The sequence below is a fragment of the Amycolatopsis sp. MtRt-6 genome (assembly GCF_017308975.1).
Lineage (GTDB): Bacteria > Actinomycetota > Actinomycetes > Mycobacteriales > Pseudonocardiaceae > Amycolatopsis.
On record NZ_JADWPD010000012.1, the window covers coordinates 192,539 to 206,588 of the forward strand.

Annotated in this window: 18 protein-coding genes; 9 read left to right on the forward strand and 9 right to left on the reverse strand. The window is 71.2% G+C overall.

All coding sequences use genetic code 11. From position 1 onward, the window contains the following. The first annotated feature begins 139 nt into the window (after positions 1–139). Positions 140–511 carry an HAD-IA family hydrolase gene (locus I4Q55_RS21920; protein WP_206790244.1) on the forward strand — a complete coding sequence of 124 codons (372 nt, stop codon included), beginning with the start codon at positions 140–142 and terminating at the stop codon, positions 509–511. Between the two features lie 3 nt (positions 512–514). Here I4Q55_RS21920 and I4Q55_RS21925 read toward each other — a convergent pair whose 3' ends face one another. Continuing rightward, complete coding sequence (locus I4Q55_RS21925) at positions 515–1,276, reverse strand: RNA methyltransferase (RefSeq protein ID WP_206790136.1); 762 nt, start codon at positions 1,274–1,276, stop codon at positions 515–517. 34 nt (positions 1,277–1,310) lie between these two features. Here I4Q55_RS21925 and I4Q55_RS21930 point away from each other — a divergent pair, with 34 nt between their 5' ends. Continuing rightward, complete coding sequence (locus tag I4Q55_RS21930) at positions 1,311–2,717, forward strand: wax ester/triacylglycerol synthase family O-acyltransferase (RefSeq protein ID WP_206790138.1); 1,407 nt, start codon at positions 1,311–1,313, stop codon at positions 2,715–2,717. Then, complete coding sequence (locus I4Q55_RS21935) at positions 2,714–3,205, forward strand: hypothetical protein (protein WP_206790139.1); 492 nt, start codon at positions 2,714–2,716, stop codon at positions 3,203–3,205. The genes I4Q55_RS21930 and I4Q55_RS21935 overlap by 4 nt, the downstream gene beginning before the upstream one ends. A gap of 11 nt (positions 3,206–3,216) precedes the next feature. Here the strand turns inward: I4Q55_RS21935 and I4Q55_RS21940 are convergent, their stop codons facing one another. From I4Q55_RS21940 to rsgA, 3 genes are all read right to left on the reverse strand, one after another. Beyond that, positions 3,217–3,963, reverse strand: coding sequence for a hypothetical protein (locus I4Q55_RS21940; RefSeq protein ID WP_206790140.1), 747 nt, complete (start codon positions 3,961–3,963; stop codon positions 3,217–3,219). A 70-nt stretch (positions 3,964–4,033) separates the two neighbouring features. Next, the gene (locus I4Q55_RS21945; RefSeq protein WP_206790141.1) at positions 4,034–4,927 is read right to left on the reverse strand and encodes a hypothetical protein; all 894 of its coding nucleotides are present in this window, start codon (positions 4,925–4,927) and stop codon (positions 4,034–4,036) included. Positions 4,928–5,028: 101 nt separating this feature from the next. After that, positions 5,029–6,051: a ribosome small subunit-dependent GTPase A gene (gene rsgA, locus I4Q55_RS21950; RefSeq protein ID WP_206790142.1), complete on the reverse strand. Its 1,023-nt coding sequence runs from the start codon at positions 6,049–6,051 to the stop codon at positions 5,029–5,031. A gap of 116 nt (positions 6,052–6,167) precedes the next feature. Between rsgA and I4Q55_RS21955 the strand changes: the two genes are divergently transcribed. Together I4Q55_RS21955 and I4Q55_RS21960 are read left to right on the forward strand one after the other, a co-directional pair. After that, a complete protein-coding gene (locus I4Q55_RS21955) occupies positions 6,168–6,914 on the forward strand; it encodes an SOS response-associated peptidase (RefSeq protein WP_206790143.1) in 747 nt (248 codons plus the stop codon). Next, positions 6,911–7,519 carry an alpha/beta family hydrolase gene (locus tag I4Q55_RS21960; protein ID WP_206790144.1) on the forward strand — a complete coding sequence of 203 codons (609 nt, stop codon included), beginning with the start codon at positions 6,911–6,913 and terminating at the stop codon, positions 7,517–7,519. The genes I4Q55_RS21955 and I4Q55_RS21960 overlap by 4 nt, the downstream gene beginning before the upstream one ends. Before the next feature lies 1 nt (position 7,520). Here the strand turns inward: I4Q55_RS21960 and ybaK are convergent, their stop codons facing one another. Next, positions 7,521–7,997, reverse strand: coding sequence for a Cys-tRNA(Pro) deacylase (gene ybaK, locus I4Q55_RS21965; RefSeq protein ID WP_206790145.1), 477 nt, complete (start codon positions 7,995–7,997; stop codon positions 7,521–7,523). 192 nt (positions 7,998–8,189) lie between these two features. Between ybaK and I4Q55_RS21970 the strand changes: the two genes are divergently transcribed. Continuing rightward, positions 8,190–8,813 carry a sigma-70 family RNA polymerase sigma factor gene (locus I4Q55_RS21970; protein ID WP_206790146.1) on the forward strand — a complete coding sequence of 208 codons (624 nt, stop codon included), beginning with the start codon at positions 8,190–8,192 and terminating at the stop codon, positions 8,811–8,813. Continuing rightward, a complete protein-coding gene (gene rsrA, locus I4Q55_RS21975) occupies positions 8,810–9,130 on the forward strand; it encodes a mycothiol system anti-sigma-R factor (protein WP_206790148.1) in 321 nt (106 codons plus the stop codon). The genes I4Q55_RS21970 and rsrA overlap by 4 nt, the downstream gene beginning before the upstream one ends. Before the next feature lie 64 nt (positions 9,131–9,194). On the opposite strand, the gene I4Q55_RS50985 is transcribed toward rsrA, so the two are convergent. Next, positions 9,195–9,269 carry a 50S ribosomal protein bL37 gene (locus tag I4Q55_RS50985; protein WP_098515123.1) on the reverse strand — a complete coding sequence of 25 codons (75 nt, stop codon included), beginning with the start codon at positions 9,267–9,269 and terminating at the stop codon, positions 9,195–9,197. 74 nt (positions 9,270–9,343) lie between these two features. Between I4Q55_RS50985 and I4Q55_RS21980 the strand changes: the two genes are divergently transcribed. Next, a complete protein-coding gene (locus I4Q55_RS21980) occupies positions 9,344–10,864 on the forward strand; it encodes a sensor histidine kinase (protein WP_091320522.1) in 1,521 nt (506 codons plus the stop codon). Between the two features lie 455 nt (positions 10,865–11,319). On the opposite strand, the gene I4Q55_RS21985 is transcribed toward I4Q55_RS21980, so the two are convergent. Next, positions 11,320–11,574, reverse strand: a complete 255-nt coding sequence (locus tag I4Q55_RS21985) for a WhiB family transcriptional regulator (RefSeq protein WP_072481920.1) — start codon at positions 11,572–11,574, stop codon at positions 11,320–11,322. A gap of 274 nt (positions 11,575–11,848) precedes the next feature. Then, positions 11,849–12,775 (reverse strand): diacylglycerol kinase family protein, encoded by a 927-nt coding sequence (locus tag I4Q55_RS21990; protein ID WP_206790150.1) that lies wholly within the window; start codon positions 12,773–12,775, stop codon positions 11,849–11,851. 324 nt (positions 12,776–13,099) lie between these two features. On the opposite strand from I4Q55_RS21990, the gene I4Q55_RS21995 reads away from it, so the two are divergent. Next, a complete protein-coding gene (locus I4Q55_RS21995; RefSeq protein WP_206790153.1) occupies positions 13,100–13,570 on the forward strand; it encodes a hypothetical protein in 471 nt (156 codons plus the stop codon). On the opposite strand, the gene I4Q55_RS22000 is transcribed toward I4Q55_RS21995, so the two are convergent. Next, positions 13,567–14,049 carry a GNAT family N-acetyltransferase gene (locus I4Q55_RS22000; RefSeq protein ID WP_206790155.1) on the reverse strand — a complete coding sequence of 161 codons (483 nt, stop codon included), beginning with the start codon at positions 14,047–14,049 and terminating at the stop codon, positions 13,567–13,569. The two genes, I4Q55_RS21995 and I4Q55_RS22000, sit on opposite strands and share 4 nt — an antisense overlap. Between the last annotated feature and the right edge of the window lies 1 nt (position 14,050).

The following is a 14,050-nucleotide window of genomic DNA, read 5'->3' on the forward strand; positions in this document are numbered from 1 at the left end:
GAATCGCACGATTCGGGCGAGAACCGCCGAAGCCGTGGATTACCGGCAGCCGATGCGGTAATGCCGACCGGCAGAGTTGCGCTCTGCGAGACACCGCGTCGCCGCCCCGGCTATGGTGTGCCGGGTGCTGAAAGGGTTATTGGTCGATTTCGCCGGAGTTCTCACCGATCCCGACGCCGGCCGGTTCTACGATTACCTGGCGGCCGCGCGCGAGCGCGGCGTCCGCACCGCGCTGCTGTCCAACGCCCCCGGGGCGTCGGACGAGGTCAAGAACACGATGTTCGACTATTTCGACGCTCTGGTGTTTTCCGGCGAGGTCGGCGTGGCGAAGCCGGACCCGGCGGTCTACCTGATCGCGGCCGACCGGCTCGGGCTGCCCGCGACGCACTGCGCGGTCGTCGACGACTCCGCGACGAACATCCGCGGCGCCGTCCAGGCGGGCATGGTCGGGGTGCACCACCGGTCGGTCAGCGAGACGCTCGACGAGCTCGCCGCGCTGTTCCCGGGATAAGGCTCAGCGGGCGCGGCGGACCAGCTCGAACGACAGCACCGCGGCGGCGGCCGAGACGTTCAGCGACTCGACGTCACCCGGCATCGGGATCGACAGCCACTCCGTGACGAGCTCGCCGACCTCCGGCCCGACCCCGGCCGTCTCGCCGCCGAGGACGAACGCCGCGCGCTGCGGCAGGTCGACGTCGAACACCGTGGTGCGCGCCGACGCGCCCAGCGCGTAGAGCCCGTAGCCGGCTTCGGTGAGCAGCTCCGCTGCCTCGCGGGCCGAGCCGCAGCGCAGCACCGGCGCGCGGAACGCCACCCCCGCCGACGACTTGACCACCAGCGGGTCGAGCGCGGCGACCCCGCGCCGCGGCACGATCACGCCGTCCAGCCCGGCCGCGGTCGCGGTCCGCAGGATCATGCCGACGTTCGCGGGTGTGGTGATGCCGTCCAGCAGCAGCACCCGCGACGGCGGCCGCCGGTCGGCCAGCGCCGCGGCGAGCGCTCGCATCCGCGGCGCGACGACGTCGGCGAGCACGCCCTGGTCCTGCTTGCCGTTGCCGGCGAGGACCTTGACCCGGTGGGCGCTGGCGCGCTGCACCGGCACACCGGCCGCCTTCGCCGCGCGCTGGATCTCGGCCGCGCCGGGGCCGCGGGCGGTGTCGGCCAGGATCACCTTGTCCACGCGCAGGCCGTCGTCCGCCAGTGCCTCGAGCACCGGCTTCCGGCCGTACACGGTCAGGAAGCGGTCCTTCGGCGAGATTGTCGACTCATCACCCACACCCGGAAGTCTCGCATCATGAAAGGATCGGCCCATGCCCGACCGCCTTTCCGCGCTGGACGCCTCGTTCCTCTACGTCGAGGACCACGCGACCCCGATGCACGTCGGCGGCGTGGCGATCTTCGAGCGGCCGCCTTCCGGGTTCGGCTACTCGCAGCTGGTCGACCTCATCGGCGGGCGGCTGGCGTACCTGCCGCGCTACCGGCAGCGCGTGCTGGAGGTGCCGGGCCACCTGGCGCGGCCGGTGTGGGTGGACGACGTCGACTTCGACCTCAACTACCACGTCCGGCGGTCGGCGCTGCCCCAGCCGGGCAGCGACGAGCAGCTGTTCGACCTGGTCGCGCGCCTGATGTCGCGCCGGCTGGCGCCGGAGCGGCCGCTCTGGGAGGCGTACTTCATCGAAGGGCTGGCGGGCGACCGGGTGGCGCTGGTCACCAAGACCCATCAGTCCGTTGTGGACGGTGTCGGCACGATCGATCTCGGGCAGATCGTCCTCGACCCGGCGCCGGCCGAGCCGGAGCCGTTCGAGGACATCTGGACACCGCGCCGCGAGCCGAGCCGCGCCCAGCTGGTCATGGACGCCATCAGCGAGGGCGTCCAGCGGCCGGGCGAGGTCGTGGAGAACGTCCGGTCCGCGGCGAACGACGCGGTCGCGGCGGCGGGCAAGTTCGCCGAGACGCTCGGCGGGGTGGCGTCGACGCTGCGCACGCTGGTCAGCCCGGCGCCGTCCGGGCCGCTGAACGTGCGGGTCTCGGGCGGTCGCGTGTTCGCCGTGGTCCGCACGCGGCTGGAGGACTTCCGCAAGATCCGCGCGGCACACGGCGGCACGGTCAACGACGTCGTCCTCGCGGCCATCACGGGCGCGCTGCGCGAATGGCTGCTTTCGCGCGAGGTCCAGTTGACGCCGAACACGACGATCCGCGCGCTGGTGCCGCTGGCGGTCCGCGACGCCGAGACGCCCGGGTACTCGACGCCGGGCCTGGTCGGCAACCAGGTGGCGGCGTACCTGGTGGACCTGCCGGTGGGCGAGCCGAACCCGGTCCTGCGGATGCAGCACATCGGGCACGCGATGGCCGAGCACCTGGATTCGGGCCGCTCGGTGGCGGCCCGCGGGCTGCTCAAGGTCGGCGGCTTCGCCCCGGCTACGCTCCATTCGCTCGGCGCGCGAGCGGCGGGATCGCTGTCCGGGCGCATCTTCAACGTCATGGTGACCAATTCACCGGGCCCCCAGGTGCCGATGTACGCGGGAGAGGCCAGACTGGTCGAGATGTTCCCGGTGATGCCGCTGATGCGCACCCAGGCGCTGGCGATCGGCGTGACGTCGTACCACGGCGGCGTCTACTTCGGACTGAACGGCGACCGCAAGGCCGCGTTCGACGTCGATCTGGTCGCCGGGATGATCGAAGAGTCCTTGGAAGAGCTGAAGGGTGCGCACTGGTGAGGGTCTATCTGCCTGCGACCATCGCGATGCTTCGCGACCTCGAGTCATCGGGGGAGTTCCGTGCCCGCAGCGGCACGGCGTTCGCGCTGACGCCGGCGTTGCGCGAGGCGTACGTGAGCGGGTCCGACGAGGAGCTGGAGTACGCGGCGCTGCTGGACGCGGCCCGGGCGTCGCTGCGCCTGATCGCGGCGGAGGAGAAGGGTGAGCCGCGCCGGGTGGTGGTCTCGGCGGACGTGGAGGGCGTGACGCTGCGCCCGGACCTGGACGCCCCGGTGGTCCGCATCGGCGGCCCGATCCCGCTGTCGGCGGTGGCGGCGATCCACGTGGACGCCCCGGAGGCGGCGGAGGCGGTGGCCGCGGCGGCGGCGGTGATCGACGCGGCGGACCTGGGCGACCCGGACGCGGAGTTCACGTTGGGGGACGCGGAGGACCACGAGCTGGCTTGGTACGCGCCGCAGGAGCTGCCGTTCTTCCTGGAGCTGCTCTGAGCAGCCGGTGACTATCCCACCTCGCCCGCCGACGGCGGCTGGACGTCGACCGGGCTGCCCCAGTCCGAATAACGCGTGGTGATGCGGGCTTCCGAACCCGGCAGGATCGGCGAGAGGTCCAGCACGACCTGCAGCGGCCGGTGCGTTTCGTCGAGCCACAGCTCCACCGGGAACTTCCCGCCCACCCGGCCCGCCGCGTCCGGCGGTAGCCCCGCCGGCAGGTCGGTGCCCAGCCGGGCCAGCTCCAGGTCGACGCGGTAGTGCTCGGCCGGCACGCCGCCCAGGTTCGTGCGCTCGGCCGCGACGATCGTGCCCGCCGTCCGGATCCCGGCCAGCGTGTGCGCCGGGTCGTTCTGCTCCGCCAGCTGCGTCAGGCTGCCGCCGAGGACCTGGGAAAACGAATCCGTACCGTCGGCCGCGACCACCACCCACGGCTTGCCCGCCTCGTCGCGCGAACCTTCCGGCAGCTTCGCGTACAGCTTCCCGGCCACCAGCCGCAGCTCCACCGGCTCGCCGATGAAGTCCGTCGTCATCACCTGGGCCGTCCCACCGGCGCCGAACCGCGCCTGGCCCTGCCCCTTCGACCGGACCGAGCCGACCGCGACGTCCGTGGCGAACTTCGCCGAGCCGCCGTTCGTCGTGGCCGCCGTGGCGGCGTCGGCCAGCGCTCGCGCGTCCTCGAACGCCGGGCGCGGCGGTGGGTCGGAGCAGGCGCCCGCGAGCAAGGCGAACAGCAGCACCACGGCGGCTTTGCGCATGGCGCCAACAAAAACACAGCGGCTCCCCCGATCTCGTTCGGGGGAGCCGCCGCTACTGTGCGTCGTCCGGTCAGCGACCGGCCTTCTTGATCAGCTCGCCGAGGTCGACGACCTGGTCGGCGGGCGGGGCCGCGACGTCGACCTGGGTGCCCCAGTCGGTGTACTTCATGGTGAACTTCGCGTCGGTGCCGCCCGGCGCGCCCAGTGCCTGCATCATCGGGCCCTGGTCCATGGTCACCTGCACGGGCAGGTTGTCCTTGTTCAGCCACAGCTCGGCCGGGAGCTTGATGTCCTTGCCCTTGAGCATGTCGGTGAGCTTGTCGCGCGCCGCGGCCGGGACCTGGGCGGTGAACTGGTCGATGGCCTTGGCGACGTCGAGCTCCACCTTGTAGTGGTTGACCTTCTCGCCGTTCAGCTCGGTCTGGTCGGACGAGATGATCCGGCCCGTCTTGGAGATCTGGTCGAGCATCTTGCTCGGGTCGCTCTGCTCCGCCGACTGCGACAGCATGCCGCCCATCGCCTGTGAGAGCGGGTCGGAGCCGTCGGCCGAGATCTTGGCCCACGCCTTGTCCGTGCCCATCTCCTTCTGGTCCGAGGCGGGCAGCTTGATGTACATGACCTTGTCGACCAGGCGCATCTCGGTGGTCTCGCCGCCGGCCGTGGTCGTCATCGAGAACTTGGTGTCCGTCTCTTCCATGGACATCGCGCCGCTCGCGGTCATGCTCTGACCGGCGGCGGAGCCCTCCATGGTGAATTTCGCCGACTTGGACTTCACGGTGCCCTGCTTCGACGCCGACGCCAGCTGGATCGCGTCGGTGAACGGCGAAGCGAGGCCCTGCGACTGGGCCTGGGTCTGCTCGCCCGCAGCGGCTGGTTGGGCCGTGCCGGTGGTGGAGCCGCCGCTGCACGCGGTCAGCGTGAGCACCAGCGCGGCGCCCGCGGCGACCAGGGTGGTCTTGCGCATTGAGTTCCCCTCAGGATCGGATCTTCCACTCGGGATATCGCCCGAACGGGCGAATGGTTACCGGTGGGACGGTGACGATCCGCAGTCGGTTCCCGGCGGCCTCAGGTCTCGGTGGCCCGGGTCACGTCGTGGCCGCCGCGGGACGCCAGCAGGCGCCGCAGCGAAGCCAGCCGCTCGGGGCTCGCCTTCCCTTCGGTGACCACGTCGTCGAGCGCGCAATCCGGGTCTTCGGGCGCGCCCAGGTGCCCGCAGCCCGACGGGCACTCCTCGGCGGCTTCGGCGAACTCCTCGAAGGCGTCCACGATGTCGTCCGCGGTGACGTGGGCCAGCCCGAACGACCGCACGCCGGGGGTGTCGATCACCCAGCCGCCGTCCGGCAGCGGCAGTGCCACGGCCGCGACGGACGTGTGCCGCCCCTTGCCGACCGCGCTCACCACTCCGGTGGCCAGCTCGGCGTCCGGCACCAGGCGGTTGACCAATGTCGACTTGCCGACACCGGAGTGTCCGACCAGCGCCGTCACGCGGTCCTTCAGCAGCTCGGCGAGGCCTTCGGGCTCCTCGTCGAAGCGGGTCACGATGGCCGGGACGTCGAGGCCCGCGTAGCCCGCCAGGAGCTCGTCCGGGCTGGCCAGGTCGGCCTTCGTGAGGCACAGGACCGGCTCGACGCCGCCCGCGTAGCAGGCGACGAGGCAGCGGTCGATGAAGCCGGTGCGCGGCGGCGGGTCGGCCAGCGCGGTGACGATCAGCAGGCGCTCGGCGTTCGCGACGACCAGCCGTTCGTACGGGTCGGTGTCGTCGGCCGTGCGCAGCAGGGAACTGGTGCGGTCGTCGACCCGGACGATCCGGGCGAGGGTGTCCGGCTTGCCGGAGACGTCCCCGACGATGCCGACCCGGTCGCCGACGACCACCGGCGTCCGGCCCAGCTCGCGGGCCCGCATGGCCGTGACGACCCGGGCCGGATCGGCGTCGATCGCGCAGGTCCAGCGGCCGCGGTCCTTGCCGATGACCATGGCCGTGACGGCGTCGGCGTGCTCGGGACGGCGCTTGCTGCGGGGCCGGCTGCCCTTGCCCGGACGCACGCGGACGTCGGACTCGTCCAGCTTGCTCCAGTCGTTGCGCGCCAAACCCGCCGTCCTCTCGTGTGCCGGTGCCCACCCGAATGATCCCATGTCGCTCGCCACGGCCCTGGCCTGCGTGTAACGATGGCGTCCCGGACGTATCGGGCACCAGGAGGTTGGTCATGTGCGGGCGCTACGCCGCCACGAAGGATCCGGCGAAGCTGATCGAGGAGTTCGACGCGATCGACCTCACCGAAGGTCACGCGCGCGCCGACCACAACGTGGCGCCGACGAAGAACGTGGTCACGGTCGTGCAGCGGCACCCGCGTGACGAAGACGGCCAGATCCTCGAGGACGAGCCCGCCGAGCGCTCGCTGCGGATGATGAAGTGGGGCCTGGTGCCGTTCTGGGCGAAGGACCCGTCGGTCGGCTCGCGGATGATCAACACGCGCGCCGAGACGGCCGCCGAGAAGCCCGCCTTCCGCCGCGCGCTGGTGTCGCGCCGCTGCCTGGTGCCGGCCGACGGCTGGTTCGAGTGGCGCCGCACGGGCAAGGAGAAGGAGCCGTTCTACATGACGGCGCGGGATGATTCGTCGATCGCGTTCGGCGGGATCTGGGAGAGCTGGCGGCCGAAGGACGACGACGAGGCGTCGCCGCTGATCACGTTCTCGATCATCACGACCGACGCGGCCGGGCAGCTCACCGACGTCCACCACCGGATGCCGCTGATCGTGCCGCGCGCGCACTGGGACGGCTGGCTGGACCCGGACCGCGAAGACGTCACCGACCTGCTGGTGCCGACTCCCGAGGACATCGTGGCTTCGCTGGAGCTGCGGCCGGTCTCGAGCCGGGTGAACAACGTCCGCAACAACGGGCCCGAGCTGCTGGAGCGGGTCGATCCGGCACACGAGAGCACCCTCTTCTCATGACGGCGATCCCGATCGAGACGGCCTACGGCCCGGCGCGGGTGTACCTGCACTGCGCCGAGGAGGGCGTGGCGGTGCTCATGCTCGGCCACGGCGCGGGCGGCGGTCTCGGCGCGAAGGACCTGGTGGAGGTGACGCGCGCGGCGCAGGCGGCGGGCGTGCACGTGGCACTGGTCGAGCAGCCGTACCGGGTGGCGGGCCGCCGCGCGCCGGCCCCGGCGAACCAGCTGGACACGGCGTGGCTGACGGTGGCGGACGAGCTGTCGGAGCGCTTCGACGGCCTCCCGTTCGTGTTCGGCGGCCGGTCGTCGGGGGCCCGGGTGGCCTGCCGGACGGCTGCCGCCGGGCAAGCGGTCGCGGTGCTGTGCCTGGCGTTCCCGGAGCACCCACCGGGCAAGCCGGAGAAGTCGCGGCAGCCGGAGTTCGACGCGGTGGAGGTCCCGACGCTGGTGATCCAGGGGGAACGTGACCCGTTCGGGCGGCCGAAGCCGGGACCGCACCAGGAGCTGGTGCTGGTCGACGGCGACCACAACCTGGGGAAGGACCTGGAGAAGGTCTCGCGCGCGGCGACGGAGTGGCTGTCGCGCGTGCTGCGGCCGCTGGCCTGACTCAGGCCGCGATCGGGGCCACCACCGCACCCGTGAGCCGGATCAGCTCGGCCGGGGCCAGCTCCACCTCCAGCCCCCGCCGGCCGGCCGAACAGAACACCGTCTCGAACGTCGAAGCCGACGCGTCGATCACCACCGGTAGCCGGCTCCGGTGACCCAGTGGCGAGATGCCGCCCAGCACGTACCCCGTCGCCCGCTGGGCCGCCGCGGGGTCCGCCATCTTCGCCTTCTTGCCGCCCGCCGCGGCCGCCAGTGCCTTCAGGTCCAGCTGGCCCGTGACCGGGACCACGCCCACCGCCAGGCGGCCGTCCACCTCCGCCACCAGCGTCTTGAACACGCGCGCCCGGTCCAGGCCGAGCGCCTCGACCGCCTCCAGCCCGTACGACTCCGCGCGCGGGTCGTGGTCGTAAGCGTGCAGCGTGTGCGCCACTTTTTGCTTCACCAGCAACGCCGTCGCCGGGGTGCCCTTGCCAGCCATGGCGGAAGTCTAGGGAATGCCCGGTTGCCCCGATCGGTTGTACGGGACGTGACAACAACGCTCGCCACCACACGCTCACGCAGCCGCCGCCGTCCCGAGGCACCGGCGAACCGCGGCGTGCCCGGTCCCCGCGTAAACTCGGGTCCGCCGTATGCGCGCACGCGCATCGACGCCGAGCGGGAAGGGAACGGTTTGCCGAGCACGCAGAACTCAGCGCCGGAAGAAGCGACCGAGGCCGAGCGCGCCGAGCGCTTCGAGCGGGACGCGATGCCGCTGCTCGACCAGCTGTACTCGGCCGCGATGCGGATGACCCGCAACCCCGCCGATGCCGAGGACCTGGTCCAGGAGACCTACCTGAAGGCGTACGCCGCCTTCGCGTCCTTCAAGGCCGGCACGAACCTCAAGGCCTGGATGTACCGCATCCTGACCAACACCTACATCAACGGCTACCGCAAGCGCCAGCGGCAGCCGGTGCAGGCGCCCACCGACGAGATCACCGACTGGCAGATCGCCAAGGCGGAGAGCCACACCTCCAGCGGGCTGCGTTCGGCCGAGGTCGAGGCGATGGACAACCTGCCCGACACCGACGTCAAGGCCGCCCTGCAGAAGCTGCCCGAGGAGTTCCGGCTGGCCGTCTACCTGGCCGATGTCGAGGGCTTCGCGTACAAGGAGATCGCCGAGATCATGGACACGCCCATCGGCACCGTGATGTCCCGCCTGCACCGCGGCCGCGCCCAGCTGCGCGACCTGCTCGCCGACGTGGCCCGTGAGCGCGGCTTCATCCGGGGTGCCCGGGAGGAGGTGGCGGGGCGATGAGCGACATGTGCGAGGGCGCGTCCGACAAGGTCCGCTGCGAAGAGGCGCTCGCCGACATCTACCTGCTGCTCGACCGCGAGTGCAGCCCCGAGCGTGACGCCGCGCTGCGCGCCCACATCGAGGACTGCCCGCCGTGCCTCGAGGAGTACGGCATCGACGAGCACATCAAGCAGTTGCTGGCCCGCAAGTGCGGCGGCGACCACGCGCCGGCCGAGCTGAAGAGCCGGCTGCGCGCGTCGATCCGCCAGACCGTCGCCTCCCGCGGCGGCGTCACCGTGGAACGCACCGAGATCACCCTCGAGCAGCGCTCCGAGTAGCGCGCCTGAGCACGACGAAGGCCCCCGCACCGCGTGGTACGGGGGCCTTCGGCATGCCGAACGCTCAGGCGTTGGGCTTCTTGCCGTGGTTCGCGCCGTTCTTCTTCCGGTCGCGACGCTTGCGGGCGCGCTTCGACATGTTCACTCCTCGTCGTCAAAGCTGGTCAACGTCTCAAGTGTGTCATGACGTCCCGCTCTGGTTGGATGGGGTGCGTGTCCACGCTCGCCGAACTGCTCGCCGACAACACCGGCCTCCCCGGGGAGGCGGCGGATCACCTGCAGACCGTCGTCGCGGAGTGGCAGTTGCTGGCCGACCTGTCCTTCGCGGACTTCCTGCTCTGGGTCCCGGTGACCGAGGAGCTGCAGCCGGACGGCGGCGACTTCGTCTGCGTCGCGCACGCGCGGCCGACGACGGCGCCCACCGCGCACCCCGAGGACGTCGTCGGCACCCGGTTCACGGTCCAGGAGCACCCGCAGCTGGCGAAGGCCATGCGCGAAGTGCGGATCTGCCGCGAGGAGGACCCGCACTGGTACCGCGACCTGCCGATGCGGCGCGAGGCGATCCCGGTGCGCTTCCACGACGAGGTCATCGCCGTGATGAGCCGTGAGACGAACCTGGCGGCGCCGCGCGTGCCGTCGCCGTTGGAGATCGCGTACCTGGGCAGCGCCGGTGACCTGTGCCAGATGATCGTCGACGGCACGTTCCCGCCGAACGGCACCAACGCGACGGACACGCACACGTCCCCGCGGGTGGGTGACGGGCTGATCCGGCTCGATTCGAGCGGCACGGTCGTGTTCGCCAGCCCGAACGGCCTCTCCGCGTACCACCGGATGGGGCACGAGTCCGACCTGGTCGGGACGCGGCTGGCGCCCCTGACGCGCTCGCTGATCCGCGACCCGTTCGACGCGACCGAGGTGTCCCACCGGATCATCGAGGCCCTCGACGGCAAGCCGTCGAGCCGCACGGAGGCGGACTCGCGACGCGGCGCCGTGGTGCTGTTCCGCGCGCTGCCGCTGCGGCCGGCCGGCCAGGCGGCGGGCGCGCTGGTGCTGGTCCGCGACGTCACCGAGGTGAAGCGGCGCGACCGGGCGTTGCTGTCGAAGGACGCGACGATCCGCGAGATCCACCACCGGGTGAAGAACAACCTGCAGACGGTGGCGGCGCTGCTGCGCCTGCAGTCCCGGCGGACGACGTCGGAGGAGGCACGGCTCGCCCTGGCGGAGTCCGTGCGCCGGGTGACGTCGATCGCGCTGGTGCACGAGGCGCTGTCGATTTCGGTGGACGAGCGCGTCGACCTCGACAAGCTGCTCGACAACGTGCTGCCGATGGTCGGCGAGGTCGCGACGGCGGAGTCGCAGGTCAGCCTGTCGCGGAAGGGCTCGTTCGGGGTGGTGGTCGCGGAGATCGCGACGCCGCTGGTGATGGTGCTGGCCGAGCTGGTGCAGAACGCGATCGAGCACGCCTTCCCGGCGGGCCGGTCGGGCAAGGTCGAGCTGATCGTGGAGCGCTCGGCCCGCTGGCTGGACGTCGTCATCCGCGACAACGGGCGCGGCCTGCCGTCGGGGTTCTCGCTGGAGCGCTCGGACGGCCTCGGGCTGCAGATCGTGCGGACGCTGGTGGAGTCCGAGCTGCGGGGCTCGCTTTCGCTGCGCAAGGTGCGCACGGAGGCGTCGTCGACCCGCGTGACGGGCACGGAAGCCGCCCTGCGCATCCCGCTCTCGCGCCGTCTCTGACCGCGCCGTGTCGACACTCAATCGCGCGTGATGCCCCTTCGATCACGCTTGATGCCCGCTCAATCACGCGTGAAGCCTTTTTCCGCACGGGCAGGCCCGGGCGGGGCGGATTCGGCGCGTGATCGAGCGCGCGACTTGCGTGACTGGAAGCGTGACTCGTGTGATTGCGCGCGGGACTCGCGTGATTGGGCAGGTATCTCGCGTGATTGGAGGGGCATCACGTGTGATTGGAGGGGCATCACGATGAAGGCCCGGCACCAGGTGCGTGGTGCCGGGCCGTTCAGCGCTTTGCGGGAGGACTTGAAGTCCCGGTGAGGTTTCACCGCACCCGTCGCCAGGTGGTTTCGCCCCACTTGTTAAGCTCGAACCGGGTAGGTGTCACCCCGGATGGCATGGACACAGGCGTGCCCGCCGGGTGAATTTCTTCGCGGCTCGGGTGATGCAAGCGGTGAAAATCAGGCGTTGGTACGCGTGCCAATGTGCGTACGGCGGCGCTTGAGAGCGCGTCGCTCGTCCTCGCTCATACCGCCCCACACACCCGCGTCCTGCCCGCTGGCCAGAGCCCAGGCCAGGCAGTCGGAAGCGACGGTGCAGCGGTGGCACACGGCCTTCGCCTGCGCTACCTGCGACAGAGCAGGACCGCTGGTTCCCACCGGGAAGAACAGCTCGGGGTCCTCGTCTCGGCAGGCCGCGTCGTGGCGCCAGTCCATGTTCGTGAGCTCCTTCATATGGCGCGGGAGGGCCGCGCCACAGTCGTCAATGGCGGTCGTGTTCTTGGGTGCTTGTGAATGCTTTCACGAAGCACCGCTTTCGACAAGGGTTTCTGACAGATCGGTGAGTCAGGTCACCCGGCCGAGCGACCCCTCTGACCTGCGGTTTCTCTCTGAAACGGCCGACCGAAGGGAAGGCTGATGCGCTGAGTGGAGCTTCTCCGTCGACGAACGGCACCTGGTACTTATCCGCAGGCGATCAGCGGTCCCGTCGTCACACGATCACCGTGAGTGCATGGGGGACGCTGAAGAACTCCACTCGGGTCCGCTGGCCGACGAGGTCGCCGTCCACCTGGAAGTTTACCGGTTCAGCTGCGTCGATGCGGATCATCGGCAGGTCATCGTGACGCACGAGACGCCGGCCCCGCTGGTTGCTCTTCGTAGCCAAAGCTTGGCGTACATGCTTGAACACCGTGGGCAACCCCAGACCGTTCAGCGCGAACAAACCCAATCCCGTCTCGAACGAGCAACCCGGGTTGAGGTGGACGGCGCGCTCGCCCAGGTAGCTCCACGGATCGGTGTTCGACACGAAAGCGGTCAACGCCTCGACCGGGTCCTCGCCCGGGATGCGGATCGTGAGGGCCGGCCGGCCCAACGGCGGCCGGAAGTAGGAGCGGACGGCGGCCCGCATGTAGAGGCCGGCCGTGGTCTGCTTGCCGCGGCGCTTGGCGACCCGGCCGACGACGTCGGCGTCCCAGCCGAGGCCGGCGTTGAAGGTGAACCAGTGGCCGTCGGCCAGGCCGAGCCCGACCCGGCGCGAGCGGTCGTTCTCCAGCGCGTTGAGCAGCTGGTGGGTGGCCTCGAAGGAGTCCGCGGAAATGCCGAGGGCACGCGCGAACACGTTGGCCGAGCCGCCCGGGACGACGCCCAGGGCGGGTACCGGCCCGATCTGGGTGGGGTCACCGTCGGCGTCGGCCAGCAGGCCGTTGACGACCTCGTTGACCGTGCCGTCGCCGCCGTGTGCCACGACCAGGTCGATGCCGTCCCGCGCGGCCGAGCGCGCGACGGCCATCGCGTGGCCGCGGTAGTCCGTCTCGACCACGTCGAGCTTGACCTGGCTGGCGAGCGCGTGCGCCAGGACGTCCCGGCCACCCGCGGTGGTCGAGGTGGCCTGGGGGTTCACCACGAGGATTGCGCGCATTACCGCAGAGTAAGTGACTTCCGGCGGCCCGAGAACCTTCCGGCGCCGCATGGTGACGGGCGCAACCCCGGGGAACAGCACCTTCGAGACCCTGTGCCGGGCGGTCCTCCTTCACGTGCGAGTGTCCGCTCGTCGTGACAAGTGCACCCGGGCCGACCGCCCGCTCATCGACGACATCTTGATTTTCGACGCCCGGGCGGTCCCGGGAAAACGGCCGACCGGGTGGCATACGATCGAAAGAGCTCACGCACGGTGACCCGCCCTGGTCGAGTCCACTGTGCCGACGCGAAGCACCCGCCGAAGTCGCTCCGGAAGGCCGCCGCAGTGAAGCTCTCGCCCGCTCCCCGTGAGGTCCGGCTGGCCGGCGTGGTCACCGCGGTGCCGTCGCTCGCCCTGCTGGTGTTCGGGGTGGTCGTGCTGGTGAACGGCCTGGGCGCGCCGGCCCAGCCGGGCAACAACGTCTTCGTCGAGTCGGGCACGTTCATCGTGGTGGCGCTGGCGTTCCTGGCCGCGTCGGCGGGGCTGGTGCTCGGCCAGACGTGGGCGCGCTCGCCGGGCGTGGTGATCGCGCTGATCGTGATCGGGCTCGGCTGGTACCTGCTGGGCCCGTCCGGCGAGCCGCTGTGGGGCGTCCCGATCGCCCTGCTCGGCATCGCGGCCCTGGTCCTGTTGTTCCGGCGGCCGTCGCGGGCCTGGGCGCTGGGCCTGCGCGAAGGCGAGACCGAGACCGAGGCCGCCGAACGCGGCGGGCTGGCGGGCCGTCGCGCCGAGCGCGAAGGCCACGAAGAGGACTAAGCCTGGGCGGCCAACGCGCGAAGCGGGGCGTCGGTGAGGCGGTTGACCGTCCACTCGTCCATCGGGACCGCGCCCAGGGCCTTGTAGAACTCCGTCGCCGGGTTCCAGTCCAGCACCGACCACTCCAGCCGCGCGTAGCCGTTCGCGACGCACTCCGCCGCCAACGCCGCCAGCAGCGCCTTGCCCAGGCCCGAGCCGCGCTGGGACTCCCGGACGTACAGGTCCTCCAGGTAGATCCCGTGCACCCCGCGCCACGTCGAGTAGTTCAGGAACCAGACGGCGAAGCCGACGATCTCGCCGTCCACTTCGGCCACGTGCCCGAACAGCTTCGGCGATTCGCCGAACAGCGCCTCGTGCAGCTGCGCCGGCGTCAGGTGGCACTCGTCCGGCGCGCGCTCGTACGCCGCCAGCTCGTACGCCAGGCCGACCGCCGCTTCGACGTCCGAAGGGCGGATCCGGCGGATGCGGTCGTCGGGCACG

Bases quoted from the DNA above. Each gene is read 5' to 3' on its own strand.
- I4Q55_RS21930 (WP_206790138.1), top strand. From the start codon at position 1,311: ATGCCCGACCGCCTTTCCGCGCTGGACGCCTCGTTCCTCTACGTCGAG.
- I4Q55_RS21940 (WP_206790140.1), bottom strand. From the start codon at position 3,963: ATGCGCAAAGCCGCCGTGGTGCTGCTGTTCGCCTTGCTCGCGGGCGCC.
- I4Q55_RS21945 (WP_206790141.1), bottom strand. From the start codon at position 4,927: ATGCGCAAGACCACCCTGGTCGCCGCGGGCGCCGCGCTGGTGCTCACG.
- I4Q55_RS21955 (WP_206790143.1), top strand. From the start codon at position 6,168: ATGTGCGGGCGCTACGCCGCCACGAAGGATCCGGCGAAGCTGATCGAG.
- I4Q55_RS21960 (WP_206790144.1), top strand. From the start codon at position 6,911: ATGACGGCGATCCCGATCGAGACGGCCTACGGCCCGGCGCGGGTGTAC.
- ybaK (WP_206790145.1), bottom strand. From the start codon at position 7,997: ATGGCTGGCAAGGGCACCCCGGCGACGGCGTTGCTGGTGAAGCAAAAA.
- rsrA (WP_206790148.1), top strand. From the start codon at position 8,810: ATGAGCGACATGTGCGAGGGCGCGTCCGACAAGGTCCGCTGCGAAGAG.
- I4Q55_RS21985 (WP_072481920.1), bottom strand. From the start codon at position 11,574: ATGGACTGGCGCCACGACGCGGCCTGCCGAGACGAGGACCCCGAGCTG.
- I4Q55_RS21990 (WP_206790150.1), bottom strand. From the start codon at position 12,775: ATGCGCGCAATCCTCGTGGTGAACCCCCAGGCCACCTCGACCACCGCG.